The organism is Streptomyces sp. NBC_01298 (genome assembly GCF_035978755.1).
Classification (GTDB): Bacteria; Actinomycetota; Actinomycetes; order Streptomycetales; family Streptomycetaceae; genus Streptomyces.
Genome location: NZ_CP108414.1, coordinates 1,531,717 through 1,543,580 on the forward strand (window position 1 = coordinate 1,531,717; position 11,864 = coordinate 1,543,580).

General features: G+C 74.2%; 12 protein-coding genes. 2 read left to right on the forward strand and 10 right to left on the reverse strand.

Annotated elements, in window-relative coordinates:
• Positions 1 to 28: 28 nt before the first annotated feature.
• The 7 genes from OG730_RS07045 to OG730_RS07075 all read right to left on the reverse strand — a co-directional run bounded on the left by OG730_RS07045 (position 29) and on the right by OG730_RS07075 (position 8,548).
• Positions 29 to 2,605 carry an ABC transporter permease gene (locus OG730_RS07045; RefSeq protein ID WP_327303388.1) on the reverse strand — a complete coding sequence of 859 codons (2,577 nt, stop codon included), beginning with the start codon at positions 2,603 to 2,605 and terminating at the stop codon, positions 29 to 31.
• Positions 2,602 to 3,393 (reverse strand): ABC transporter ATP-binding protein, encoded by a 792-nt coding sequence (locus tag OG730_RS07050; RefSeq protein ID WP_327303389.1) that lies wholly within the window; start codon positions 3,391 to 3,393, stop codon positions 2,602 to 2,604. Before OG730_RS07050 ends, OG730_RS07045 begins: the two co-directional genes overlap by 4 nt.
• The gene (locus OG730_RS07055) at positions 3,390 to 3,680 is read right to left on the reverse strand and encodes an SHOCT domain-containing protein (RefSeq protein ID WP_327303390.1); all 291 of its coding nucleotides are present in this window, start codon (positions 3,678 to 3,680) and stop codon (positions 3,390 to 3,392) included. Before OG730_RS07055 ends, OG730_RS07050 begins: the two co-directional genes overlap by 4 nt.
• Positions 3,681 to 3,823: 143 nt before the next feature.
• Positions 3,824 to 4,498, reverse strand: coding sequence for a response regulator transcription factor (locus OG730_RS07060; RefSeq protein ID WP_327303391.1), 675 nt, complete (start codon positions 4,496 to 4,498; stop codon positions 3,824 to 3,826).
• Positions 4,495 to 5,805 (reverse strand): sensor histidine kinase, encoded by a 1,311-nt coding sequence (locus OG730_RS07065; protein WP_327303392.1) that lies wholly within the window; start codon positions 5,803 to 5,805, stop codon positions 4,495 to 4,497. The genes OG730_RS07060 and OG730_RS07065 overlap by 4 nt, the downstream gene beginning before the upstream one ends.
• 143 nt (positions 5,806 to 5,948) lie before the next feature.
• Positions 5,949 to 6,434 (reverse strand): DUF1877 family protein, encoded by a 486-nt coding sequence (locus OG730_RS07070; protein WP_327303393.1) that lies wholly within the window; start codon positions 6,432 to 6,434, stop codon positions 5,949 to 5,951.
• A gap of 131 nt (positions 6,435 to 6,565) precedes the next feature.
• Positions 6,566 to 8,548 (reverse strand): DUF5107 domain-containing protein, encoded by a 1,983-nt coding sequence (locus OG730_RS07075; protein WP_327303394.1) that lies wholly within the window; start codon positions 8,546 to 8,548, stop codon positions 6,566 to 6,568.
• Positions 8,549 to 8,661: 113 nt separating this feature from the next.
• Here OG730_RS07075 and OG730_RS07080 point away from each other — a divergent pair, with 113 nt between their 5' ends.
• Positions 8,662 to 9,213 carry a DinB family protein gene (locus OG730_RS07080; RefSeq protein WP_327303395.1) on the forward strand — a complete coding sequence of 184 codons (552 nt, stop codon included), beginning with the start codon at positions 8,662 to 8,664 and terminating at the stop codon, positions 9,211 to 9,213.
• Between the two features lie 80 nt (positions 9,214 to 9,293).
• Here the strand turns inward: OG730_RS07080 and OG730_RS07085 are convergent, their stop codons facing one another.
• Together OG730_RS07085 and OG730_RS07090 are read right to left on the reverse strand one after the other, a co-directional pair.
• Positions 9,294 to 10,193, reverse strand: a complete 900-nt coding sequence (locus OG730_RS07085; protein WP_327303396.1) for an arginase family protein — start codon at positions 10,191 to 10,193, stop codon at positions 9,294 to 9,296.
• A gap of 4 nt (positions 10,194 to 10,197) precedes the next feature.
• Positions 10,198 to 10,767: a GNAT family N-acetyltransferase gene (locus tag OG730_RS07090; protein ID WP_327303397.1), complete on the reverse strand. Its 570-nt coding sequence runs from the start codon at positions 10,765 to 10,767 to the stop codon at positions 10,198 to 10,200.
• A 40-nt stretch (positions 10,768 to 10,807) separates the two neighbouring features.
• Here OG730_RS07090 and OG730_RS07095 point away from each other — a divergent pair, with 40 nt between their 5' ends.
• Positions 10,808 to 11,524, forward strand: a complete 717-nt coding sequence (locus OG730_RS07095) for a hypothetical protein (protein ID WP_442815179.1) — start codon at positions 10,808 to 10,810, stop codon at positions 11,522 to 11,524.
• Between the two features lie 84 nt (positions 11,525 to 11,608).
• Here OG730_RS07095 and OG730_RS07100 read toward each other — a convergent pair whose 3' ends face one another.
• Complete coding sequence (locus OG730_RS07100) at positions 11,609 to 11,848, reverse strand: LapA family protein (RefSeq protein ID WP_327303399.1); 240 nt, start codon at positions 11,846 to 11,848, stop codon at positions 11,609 to 11,611.
• Between the last annotated feature and the right edge of the window lie 16 nt (positions 11,849 to 11,864).

Consider the following 11,864-nt stretch of genomic DNA (forward strand, 5'->3'; position numbering starts at 1 on the left):
CGGCCCTCCAGGTTCCTAAAGAGCCGGTCTAGTCGGTGGCGACCGCGCGCAGGATGTCCAGGCGCGCGGCGCGCCGCGCCGGGCCCCGGCCCGCGAGGACTCCCGCCGTCACGCCCACCAGGGCGACCAGGGTGAGCTGCAGCGGCGGGACCGCGAAGGTGAACGCGCTGTCGCTCGCCCCGTCCGAGGCCTTCACCAGGACCCAGCCGAGGACGCCGCCCAGCGCCAGACCGCCGGCCGTGCCGAAGGCGGCGACCAGGACCGACTCCCAGCGGACCATGGCCCGCAGCTGGCCCCGGGTCTGGCCGACCGCCCGGAGCAGCCCCAGTTCGCGGGTGCGCTCGTGGACGGCGAGGGTCAGCGTGTTGGAGATGCCCAGCAGGGCGATCAGCACGGCGAGGCCGAGCAGCGCGTAGACGAGCGTGAGCATCATGTCGATGCCGCCCGCCGCCGACCGCGCGTACTCCGCTCGCGTCTGGACCTCGGGTCCGCCGTAGAGCGCGGCCGTCCTCTCGACCGCCGCCGTGCCGGCCGCGGCCGACACCCCGTCCTTGAAGGTGACGCCGACCAGCGAGTCCGTGTCCTGCGCCCGGTGCGGCGCCCAGGCCTCTCGCGTGATGACGTAGTCGCCGGCCAGCTCGGAGTGCTCGTACACCGCGCGGATCGTGAAGGTCTGCCGCTGCCCGTCGGTGAAGGCGAGTGCGACCGTGCCGCCGGGCCGCCAGCCGCGCCGCGCGGCCTCCTTCGCGGACACCGCGATGCCGTCCGGTCCCAGCGCGTCGAGCCCTCCCGACACCGCGCCCAGGTCGAGGCCGGCCGCGAGCGCGGCGGGGTCGGTGACGGTCAGCGCCCGCCCCGAGCCGTCTACCTCCGCGACCCCCTTGCCCAGGCCCACCGCACCCGCCACCTCGGGCAGCTCCGCGAGGGCCGGTGCCAGTTTCGGGCTCAGGCCGCTGCCGCCCGCGCCGAAGGACGGGGCGCTGACGGCCACGTCACCGGCGAAGGAACGCGATACGGCCCCGTCCATCGTCGCCTTCAGCGACGCGCCGAAGACGGTGAACAGGCAGACGACGGCGACCCCGATCATCAGCGCGGTCGCCGTGGACGCCGTCCGCTTCGGACCGCGCCGTGCGTTGCGCGCCGCGAGGGCGCCGGTCACCCCGCGCAGCCGTTCCAGCGGTCGGCCGAGCATCCGAACGGCGGACGAGGCCGCCACCGGACCCAGTACGACGAACGAGGCCGTCGCCATCGCCGCGCCCGCCCCGGACAGCCACAGTGACGGTACGGCGAGCACCCCGGTCAGGAGCAGGCCGATGGCGGCCGCGCCCAGCGCCGCGCCGGTGACCGTACGGGACCGGGAGGCCCCGGAACGGTCCACCGCGGCGTCGAGCAGTGCGGCCAGCGGCGCCGTCCGTCCGGCCCGTACGGCCGGCAGCACGGCAGAGCCGAGGCAGACGAGGACCCCCACCGCGAGCGGAATCAGCATCGACGGGCCGCTGATCACCAAGTCCCCTTCGGGGAAGGGGAATCCGATGGCCGGGAAGAGCGCCTGGAGCCCTGCGGCGATGGCGGCGCCGCCGAGCAGCCCGGCCGCCGAGGCGGCGAACGCCACGACCGCGGCCTCGGCCAGCGTGCCGCCGACGACCTGGCGCCGGGAGGCGCCCAGGGCGCGGAGCAGGGCGTTCTCGCGGGTGCGCTGGGCCACGACGATCGCGAAGGTGTTGTGGATGCTGAAGGTGGCGACGAGCAGGGCGATGCCCGAGAAGACGAGCAGCATGGTGGTGAAGAGGGTCAGGAACCGTCCGGAGATCATGTCGGTGTTCTCCTGGGCCGATTCCTGCCCGGTGATCGCCTCCACGCCCTGCGGCAGCACCGCGGTGAGCGTCTCCACCAGCTCGCTCTGACCGGTTCCCGGACCCGCGCGCACCTGGATGGACGCCGCCTGACCGGGCGCCGGGGTCAGGTACTTCTCCGCGTCCGCCCGGGTCATCCCCGTGTACGTGACCTGCCCCATGCCGTCCGCGCCGCCGAAGGTGGCCAGGCCCACGACCGTCACCGGGACCGGATCGGGCGTGCGCAGCACGGTCGTGTCGCCGAGTTCCAGTCCGCCCTTGTCCGCGGTGGCCCGGTTGACGACGACCTCTCCGCTCCGCTCGGGCGCCCGGCCCTCCGCGAGCCGGTACGGGTTGAGTTCGGGGTCCTCGATCCAGTTCCCGGCGAGCGTGGGCGGCCCCTGGCCGCCGATCGGCTTGCCGTCGGAGCCGACGAGCTGCCCCGCGCCCTGAATGACGGGGGCGGCGAGGGCCACGCCCGGGATGCGCCGGATCTCCTCCACGAGCGCCGTCGGTACGGGCTGGCGGGTGCCCTGCGCCTCCCCCTGGACGGTGACCACACGGGAACCGCGGACCACGGCGTCGGTGCCGCTCGCCGCGCCGGCGAACATGCCGTCGAAGCTCGCGCGAAGGGTGTCGCCCATGAGGAGCGTCCCGGCGAGGAAGGCGACGCCGAGCAGCACGGCCGTGAAAGTCCCGGCGAACCGCCGCTTGTGCGCGCGCAGTGAGGCCGCGGCGAGCCGCAGGACGGTGCGGGCCGCGCTCCTCCTCATGACGCCTCCCCCGGGACGGCCGCCGTCAAGGGGCGGGAGTCGAAGGACTTCAGCCGGTCCAGGACCCGGTCCGCGGTGGGACCCGCCATCCGGTCGACCAGCCGCCCGTCGGCGAGGAAGACGACCTCGTCGGCGTGGGCGGCCGCCACCGGATCGTGGGTGACCATGACGACCGTACGGTTCATCGCGCGCACCGCCCGGCCCAGCAGCCCGAGCACCTCCTCGCCCGAACGGGAGTCGAGGTTGCCGGTCGGCTCGTCGGCGAAGACGACATCGGGGCTGCCGGCGAGGGCGCGGGCCACCGCCACGCGCTGCTGCTGGCCGCCGGAGAGTTCGGCGGGCCGGTGGTGCAGCCGGTCGCGCAGTCCGACGACGTCGATGAGGCCGTCCAGCCAGGCCGCGTCCGGGCGGCTGCCCGCGAGGTCCTGCGGGAGCGTGATGTTCTCGGCGACGGTGAGGGTGGGGATCAGGTTGAAGGCCTGGAAGACGAAGCCGACGCGCTCGCGGCGCAGCAGGGTGAGCGCGCGGTCGTCGAGTGCGCCGAGATCCGTACCGCCGATGGCGGCGGATCCGGAGGTGAGGGTGTCGAGACCGGCGGCGCAGTGCATCAGGGTGGACTTGCCGGAACCGGACGGTCCCATGATCGCGGTGAAGCGGCCGGCCGGGAAGTCGACGCTCAGCCCGTCCAGGGCCCGTACCTCGGTGTCGCCCCGGCCGTAGACCTTCACGGCATCGACGACCCGGGCGGCGACGCCACCGCCGTCGCCCGGCGCGGTGGCGGTCCTCATGCCGCACCGCCCTTGGAGAGGCGGCCGAACTGCTCGTCCAGGACGGACAGCCGCCGCCAGTACTCGTCCTCGTCGATCTCGCCGGAGGCGAAGCGCCGGCCGAGGACCGCGATCGGGGACCGCTCGCCGTACGCGGCTGCGCGCGCCTGCCACGGGCCCCGGCGGCCGCGCCACACGGTGCGGCGCAGCACGGTGACGGCGGCGACCACCACGGCCGCCCAGATCAGCGGGAAGAACAGGATCCACGGGCCGGGCCCGTCGTACGCGAGGGTGGTGAGGGTGTTCATCTCGGTTCAGCTCCTCGGAAGTGTGGACTGTGCGTCACACTCCGAGACTGGCTCCGGGAGGGGGTCCGGGTCGTCGTACGGCCGGCTGCACCGCGCGTACCACCAAGGGAGTACGGGGCCGGGCGCGCCGGGGCAAGGGAGGGTCAGCCGAGCCAGCCGGGTCGGACCAGGCCCGATTCGTAGGCCAGGACGACCAGCTGGGCGCGGTCGCGGGCGCCGAGCTTCACCATGGTCCGGCTCACGTGGGTCTTCGCGGTCAGCGGGCTGACGACCAGGCGCCGGGCGATCTCGTCATTGGACAGGCCGAGGCCCACCAGGGCCATCACCTCGCGCTCCCGCTCGGTGAGCCGGTCCAGGCCCAGGCCCGCCCCGTCGGCGGCGGGCTGCTTGGAGCGGGCCGCGAACTCCTCGATCAGGCGGCGCGTGACACCCGGGGACAGCAGCGCGTCACCGCCCACCACCGCCCGGACCGCCCGCAGCAGTTCCTCCGGTTCGGTGTCCTTGACGAGGAAGCCCGAGGCTCCGGACCGCAGGGCCTCGAAGACGTACTCGTCGAGCTCGAAGGTGGTGAGCATGACCACCCGGACTTCGGCCAGCGCCGCGTCCCCGGTGATCCGCCGGGTGGCGGCGAGCCCGTCGCAGACCGGCATCCGGATGTCCATCAGGACCACGTCCGGGCGCAGCTCGCGCACCAGGCGGACGGCCTCGTCGCCGTCGGCGGCCTCTCCCGCCACCTCGATGTCCGGCTGCGCGTCGAGCAGGGCCCGGAACCCCGCCCGGACGAGGAGCTGGTCGTCTGCGAGCAGAACGCGGATCACGGATCCTCCTGGGGCGGGGCGGCCTTCGGAACGGGCTTCGGAACGGCCTTCGGTACGGCGCCGGGGTCGGCCTCCGGTTCCGCCGCGGCCCGGACCTCGGACTCGGACTCCGCCTCGGCCCGCAACGGGAGCCGGGCGACCACGCGGAAGCCGCCGTCGGGGCGCGGGCCGGCCTCGATGGTGCCGCCGAGGGCCGCGGCCCGCTCGCGCATGCCCACGAGCCCGTTGCCGCTGCCGCCCGCCGGACCGCCCGTGGCCGGCCCGTCGTCGTCCACGCGCAGCTCCAGGAGGCGGGGCCGCCAGGAGAGGCGGACGCGGGCGGTGCGCGACCCGGAGTGCCGCACGACGTTGGTCAGCGCCTCCTGCACGATGCGGAAGGCGGCCAGATCCGCCCCGGGCGCGGGCGCCCGCACGTCCCCGACCGTCGCGATGTCGACGCTCAGCCCGGCCGCGGCGGCCTGCTCGACCAGTTCGGGGAGCCGGTCGAGACCGGGGGCGGGCGCGCGCGGTGCGTCGCCGTCACCGGGCGTGCGCAGGGTGTCGAGGACCTGCCGGACCTCGCCCAGCGCTTCCTTGCTGGCCGCCTTGATGGTGGTCAGCGCCGAACGGGCCTGCTCGGGGTCGGAGTCGAGCAGGGCGAGCCCCACCCCCGCCTGGACGTTGATCACCGAGATGCTGTGGGCGAGGACGTCGTGCAGTTCGCGGGCGATGCGCAGCCGCTCCTCGTTCGCCCGGCGCTTCTCGGCCGCCGCCCGCTCGGCCCGGGCCAGCGCCCACTGCTCCCGGCGTATGCGGACGAGCTCGGAGACGGCGAGGATGGCGAGCACCCACGCGGTGACGAGTATTTCCTGCGCCCAGGGCGCCGGGCCGTCCCCGGCGGGCGGGAGGCGGCGGTAGAGCAGGTGCCCGATGGCCAGGTGACCGGCCCAGAGCAGCCCGACGGCCCCCCAGGCGGCTCTTCGCCGTCCGGCGATGACGGCGGCGAAGCAGGCCAGGGCCAGGCTGATGAACACCGGGCCGTACGGGAAGCCGGCGCCGATGTACACCAGGGTGACGGCGCTGACCCCGTACGCCACGGCCACCGGGTACCGGTGCCGCCACACGAGGAGCAGTGGCCCGAGCAGCAGCAGGAGCCGCGCGAAGCCGTCCAGCGCCACCCGCCCGCTCTGCTGCTGCGCGGCCCAGCCCGAGCCGACCTGCGCGAAGACGGCCACGAGCAGCGAGGAGCGCCAGGCCGGGCCCCGCCCGGTCCGCTCCACCCATCGCTGCCAGGGAGGAACCCCCGGGCGCTCGCGCTGCTCTGCCATACCGCCCACGCTAGGCCGTACCGGGCCTGACCCGCGTCACTCCGGCGTAGCGTTTCCCGCGTACTCCCCAGGTAGTACGCGGGGTGGTACCCGGTGATCCACACGGCCGCCGGCCTGGGCACCGACCGGCACGTAGCCACGTCTCAAGCCCACACCGCTTTGACCACGGCGTGGCCTGCCGAAGCCGCCTGCCCATAGAACTCTTTGAGGCCCCGATGGTGTTCGAGGTACTCCTGCCTGTCCCAGCCGAGGTCATCGGACCTGGCACCGAAAACGTTCCACAGCTCGTCGAAGGAGACAGTCGTAAGGAAACGTGCGGCCTGTGACACCCCGGCCGGCTCCAGAAGCATCAGCGGGGGATCGGAGGGGTCGGCGTCAGCCCTGTGGGGCACAGGGCGGCCGCCGTAGATCGGCAGGTTCCAGGACTCTTCGGCGTCCGCATGGAAGGCACCGGCTGCGGAAAAGAGGTCGTTGACAGCCTCCCAGCTCTTGTTGATCGAGTGGGCGATGCCCGCTGCGCACTCGGCGCCGCTGTCTTCCCAAGCCTCGGACATGAACGCGGCGAGCCAGGTGTGGTCGTCCACGATCTCGGACTCAGCCACGGCACGAAAGTGCAGGTAGATGCTCACTACGACGAATCCCTCAGCTCCAACGACCCACCTGTCGGGCCGAACGGACAGAACCTACTCGAAGGCAATGACGGCCACGCGTCGGCGATATCGACTCGGGCCACCCCCACGCAGGCCTGCCGAAACGCGCCTCAGTCCCCCGCCTGGTCCCCCGGCGGGCGCATCCGGAAGTTGTACGCGGCCGGCAGCGGGCAGTCCGTGAGGGTGGACCAGACCTCGGCGAGGGTCTCCTCGCCCTCGCGGAGGTCGGGCAGTTCGAAGCCCTCTTCGAAGACCCGCCGGGCCGCGCGCACATGGCCCTCCGCCACGAGCAGCCGGGCCGCCGACAGGCGGAAGCGGCCCTCCTCGCGCAGGGCGGGGCGCAGCCCGTCCCACACGGAGCGGGCCTGCGGCAGCAGTCCGGCCGCCAGCAGGGACGCCAGTGCCTCCCGGCCCAGCGCCGATTCGGCGGCCAGCCAACTCTCGCCGCCCCGGCTCTCCTGGGCCAGGTCTTCGAAGGCCTCGGCGTACCAGCGGGCCGCCCGGGCCGGGTCCCCGGCCAGGTCGTCGGCGACCGCCAGGCACCTCAGCAGCGGCCACCGCGAGGGGGCCAGCGCCAGCCCGCGCTCCCAGCTGCGCACCGCCTGGGCGATGTCCCCCGCGTGCCACTGGGCGACCCCGAGGTGGTACTCGGTCAGCGGGTCCGCCGGGGCCGTCTCCAGCATGTCCCGCCAGTGCGGGGCGACCAGGCTCGGACCGGGCGGAGCCACCCGGCGCGGGGCGGGGAAGACGCCGGTGCGCCACAGCTCCAGCCAGGGCGCCTGGTCCTCGTCGAGGGTGTCCTCGGCGAAGGGGGTGCCGGGCAGTTTGTGGCCCCCGCACAGGACCTCCAGCGCGCCCCAGCCGGAGCCGGCGGCCAGCCGCTCCCCCGGTTCGGTGTCGGCGTGCCCGCGCCACGCCTCGTACACTGCGTCCACGGCCGGTCCGGGCAGCGCGGCCTCCAGTGCCGTGCCGGCCGCGGCGCGGGCCGCCGCCCAGTCGTCCCCGTGCACGGCCGCCGGGTCCGCGGACAGGGCCCCGTAGGCCTCCAGCCAGCTGAACTCCGCCCCCGCCTCCAGGCGTACGTGCTCCAGCTGGGTCCGGGCGAGCCCGGCCTGGATCTCCGCGTACCCGCCCGTGCCGGGCTCGGTCAGCCACTCCTGCCAGCGCCGGCCGCCCTCGCCCGCGCCCCAGACGAAGAGCTTGCGGCCGCGCAGCCGGGCCGTCGAGGTCTGGACGAGCCCCCGCCCTTCGGCGTCGAGGGAGGCGATCCAGGGCCGGGTCCCGGCGTCGACCTCGTAGAAGAAGTCGGCGGGGTACGTGCTGCGCAGCGGGTACGTGCGGTCGGCGCCCTCCCATCCGGGGACGGGGATCCGCCGCAGGGAGCGCTCGTATCCGAAGTGCCAGGCCTCGTCGGCCGGGGCCAGGACGCGGGTGCCGGCGTCCTCGGGCACGGCGATGTTGGACCACCAGTAGACGGGCGCGGGCCGCTCGTGCGGATTGCGCACGCGGACGCCGACATAGAGGAACTCCGAGTCCTCGGGCAGCCACAGGTCCACCTGGAAGGGCAGGTCGCGCAGCCGCTCCCACTCCCAGAGCCGGACCATGACTCCCCCGTCGGGCGCCGGGACGAGCGCGGCGTGCAGCGGGGCGCAGGACAGGGTGGTGTGGCCGGTGGCACCGAGGTTCCACTCGATGCCACCGGAGAACCAGGCGCCGTTCAGCGCGAAGTTCGCGGGCTGGAACACCGGGTTGCGGTAAAGCAGTTCGCGTCCGGTGGGAAGGTGGACGAGCGAATGGATCCGGCCACCGAGTCCGGGCAGGACGGTGGCGCGCAGGTGTTCGTTCTCGATGACGATCGTCTCGAAGTCCCGCTCGGTGCGCTGCCGTTGGTATCCGTCCCGGATCCGGACGGGCAGCAGCGAGCGCAGCGGCTCGTACCCGATCTGGCGTGCCATGTCGCGCGGCAGGCCCTCGCGGGACCGGTCGTCGAGCGTGTGCACCCCGCCGGACGCGCGGAGGGCGGGCAGTGGGTTCTCGGGACCCAACGGGGCTGCGGGAAGGGTCAGTACGGAGCGGCGGACGGTGGTGGCCATGAGGGAAAGGGAACACGCCACGGCCGCCGGTGCACAGGGATTCGGCGGATCACCACCGGTCAGGATTACGCAAAACCTTCTCTCGCACGGACCGGTGTCCGATCATGGAGATCATGAGTGACGTGATCAGAAGAGGTCAGCTCTTCGACGGGGAAGAGTCCGAAGGCCGGTTCACGGGGCCGACGACGGGCGACGAACGAGCGATGCTCGTCGACATGCTGGGGGCGCAGCGCGCGACGCTCAGGCTCAAGTGCGCCGACCTGGGGCCCGAGTTGGCCGAGCGGTCGGTGGAGCCGTCCACGCTGTCGCTGCTGGGCCTGGTGCGCCACCTCGCGGACGTGGAGCGCCGCTGGTTCCGCCAGGTGCTGGACGGGCAGGAGGTCGCGCACCGGTTCTCGTCCGCGGCCACCCCCGACGGGGACTTCGACGGCGCGGTGGCCGCGCCCGGGGTGATCCGGGAAGCCTGGGAGGCGTGGGACGCGGAGGTGGAGTTCGCCGAGGCGTTCACGCGGCGGGCGCCGGACCTGGAGGTGTCCGGGAAGGACGTGTGGCGGGGCGAGGTCTCGCTGCGCTGGGTGCTGATCCACATGATCGAGGAGTACGCGCGGCACAACGGCCACGCGGACCTGCTGCGCGAGCGGATCGACGGCGCGATCGGGGTCTGACGGGCCGGCCCGCGGGCTCCCCGCACGCGGGAGCCCGTCGCCCCGGCGAGGCCCGGCGAGGTCCGGACCGGCGGGGCGGCCTACGCGAACGCCCCGGCCACCAGGTCGGCGAGCAGCGCGCCCGCGCGCCCGTCCGGGTCCAGGTCCGGGTCGTAGATGGTGACGTTGAGTCCGACGCAGCGCGGAGAGCTGATCAACACGCCGAGCAGTTCGGCGAGTTCGTCGGGGATCAGACCCCCGGGATCCGGGCTGTCGACGGCCGGCATCACGGACGGGTCCAGTACGTCGGCGTCCAGGTGGAGCCAGAACCCGGCGGTGGCCGGAGGCTGCAGTCCCGTCAGGGCGGTACGGGCCACCGGCCCGGCGCCGCGGTCGCGGATCGCCCCCACCGTGGCGGCGAAGATCCCTGCGGCGCGCAGTTCGGGCAGGTCCGGGTCCCCGTCGCGCAGCCCGAAGAGCCGGACGTCCTCGTCGCGCACGTAGGGCCCGAGGCCCTCCAGGTCCGCTAGGTCCGCCTGGCCGCGGCCGGTGGCGAGCGCCAGCTCCTCGCCGCCGGCCGCCCCGACGGGCCCGTTCACGGCCTCGTTGCCGGGGTGGCGGAAGTCGGCGGAGCCGTCGATCGCGGCGATGCCGTACCGCCCGAGGCGCCGCATGGCCAGGGAGGCGCCGAGCTGGATGGAGCAGTCGCCGCCGAGCACGACGGGGAACTCCCCGGAGCGCAAGTGGTCCTCGATCCGGTCGGCGAGGGCGACGGTGTAGGCGGCCAGCGGCCCGGCGTGGAACACCCCGTCGCCCTCCTTCCAGTCCCCGCGGTCGTAGCGCGGCGGGACGACCACCCCGCCCTCGCGCGCGCCGAGCCGCGCCAGCAGGCCCTGTTCCCGCAGGGCCCCGGCCAGTTTGTAGACGCCTGGGACAACGCCCGGGGCCGGGGGGCGGAGCCCTAGGTTGGACGGTGCGTCGAGGAGCACGAGGGTTCGCATGGAATCATCCTGTGCGATGCGGGGCGCCGGGACACGGCATTTCGGCCGTGAGCGCCCAGCGTTCGTGGTCCCGCCAGGCGCCGTCGACGTGGAGGAAGTCCGGGGACAGCCCCTCCAGGCGGAAGCCGAGCGCTCGGACGAGGGCGATCGAGGCGGTGTTTCCCGGCTGGATATTGGCCTCCAGCCGGTGCAGCGCCAGGCCGTCCGCCGCGAAGGCGTGGCCGACGGCGAGGCCGAGCGCCTCGCGCATGAGACCCCGGCCCGCCGCGTGCGCGAAGGCCCCGTACCCGAGCGCGCCGCAGCGGAAGGCCCCGAGCACGATGTTGTTGACGTTCACGAAGCCCGCGATCGCTCCCGACTCCCGCTCGCACACGAGGAACCCGGCCCGGCCCGCGGCTGCGATCAGCGGGGCGGCGTACGCCTGGTAGGCCTCCTCCGTCGCGGGCGGTGACAGCCAGGGGTGGTGGAGCCCCCGGCTCTCGCGCGTCCGGGCGGTGAACTCCTGCGCGTCGGTGGGCCGGTAGGGCCGCAACCCGATCCGGGCACCCTCCACGAGGTACGGGAAATATTGCATCGCCCCAGGCTAGGGCCTGTGGCAGGATCCCGATGTGATCATCACCCCGAACACCGAAGAGCTGCTCCGCGCGGCCGCGCACAACAACGCCGCGTGGTGCGCCGCCGTCTGCCGGGACGGCGGGTTCACCGACCGGGCCTGGAGCAGCCCGCGCCGGACCCCGCTCTACTACCCGGACGCCGTCACCCTCACCCGGGACACCGACACGGCCGCCCTGCTCGCCGGGATCGACACCGGCGCTCCCGGCGCCTCCGTCAAGGACAGCTTCGCCGTGCTCGACCTGGCCCCGGCCGGCTTCGAGGTCCTCTTCGGCGCCGAGTGGATCCACCGGCCCGCGTCCGCTCCCGCCGCCGCCCCGGCCCTGGAGTGGAGCCGGATCTCCGGCCCCGCGGAGCTGGAGGCGTGGGAGACGGCCTGGGGCGGCGAGGAGAGCACCGGACTGTTCCACCCGGGGCTGCTCGACGCGGAGGCGGAAGGGACCGAGGAGATCGCCTTCCTCGCGGGGCGGGACGCCGGGGGCCGGATCCTCGCCGGGGCCGCCGTCAACCGCACCGGCCGGGTGGTCGGCATCTCCAACGTCTTCAGCGCCGACGGCACCCCGGACGACGAGGCCTGGACGGGCGCGCTGACCCTGACCGCCTCGCTCTGGCCCGGCCTGGCGGTCGTCGGCTACGAGTCGGGGGACGACCTCGACACGGCGGTGCGCCACGGCTTCACCGCCATCGGCCCGCTCCGCGTCTGGGTCCACTCGGACTGATCCGGGAAATCGGACTGACCCGGGAATCGGACTGATCCGGGAAAGCCGCGCCGGCCCGCCACCCGGACCGGCGCGGCGGGTCCGCTACCGCTGCCTGCGCCGTCGGGCGAAGTACGCGCCGCACAGTCCGCCCAGCACCGCCGCGATCAGCAGGGCGACGTACAGCGGCATCGTCACCTGCGGGATCAGCAGCCGGATCTTGGTGGAGCGGGTGTTCTCGAAGATGAACACCAGGGTGAGCACCGCGAGCGCGGCGATGCCCGCGCGGCCCGGGGTGATCGGCCCTTGACCCTTGCCGCGGCTCTTGGACGTGTGGGAGCTCATGGCCCCATCGTCCGGG

Excerpts from the sequence above, each read along its gene's own strand:
- OG730_RS07045 (WP_327303388.1), bottom strand. The coding sequence starts at position 2,605 with ATGAGGAGGAGCGCGGCCCGCACCGTCCTGCGGCTCGCCGCGGCCTCA.
- OG730_RS07050 (WP_327303389.1), bottom strand. The coding sequence starts at position 3,393 with ATGAGGACCGCCACCGCGCCGGGCGACGGCGGTGGCGTCGCCGCCCGG.
- OG730_RS07055 (WP_327303390.1), bottom strand. The coding sequence starts at position 3,680 with ATGAACACCCTCACCACCCTCGCGTACGACGGGCCCGGCCCGTGGATC.
- OG730_RS07065 (WP_327303392.1), bottom strand. The coding sequence starts at position 5,805 with ATGGCAGAGCAGCGCGAGCGCCCGGGGGTTCCTCCCTGGCAGCGATGG.
- OG730_RS07075 (WP_327303394.1), bottom strand. The coding sequence starts at position 8,548 with ATGGCCACCACCGTCCGCCGCTCCGTACTGACCCTTCCCGCAGCCCCG.
- OG730_RS07080 (WP_327303395.1), top strand. The coding sequence starts at position 8,662 with ATGAGTGACGTGATCAGAAGAGGTCAGCTCTTCGACGGGGAAGAGTCC.
- OG730_RS07085 (WP_327303396.1), bottom strand. The coding sequence starts at position 10,193 with ATGCGAACCCTCGTGCTCCTCGACGCACCGTCCAACCTAGGGCTCCGC.
- OG730_RS07090 (WP_327303397.1), bottom strand. The coding sequence starts at position 10,767 with ATGCAATATTTCCCGTACCTCGTGGAGGGTGCCCGGATCGGGTTGCGG.
- OG730_RS07100 (WP_327303399.1), bottom strand. The coding sequence starts at position 11,848 with ATGAGCTCCCACACGTCCAAGAGCCGCGGCAAGGGTCAAGGGCCGATC.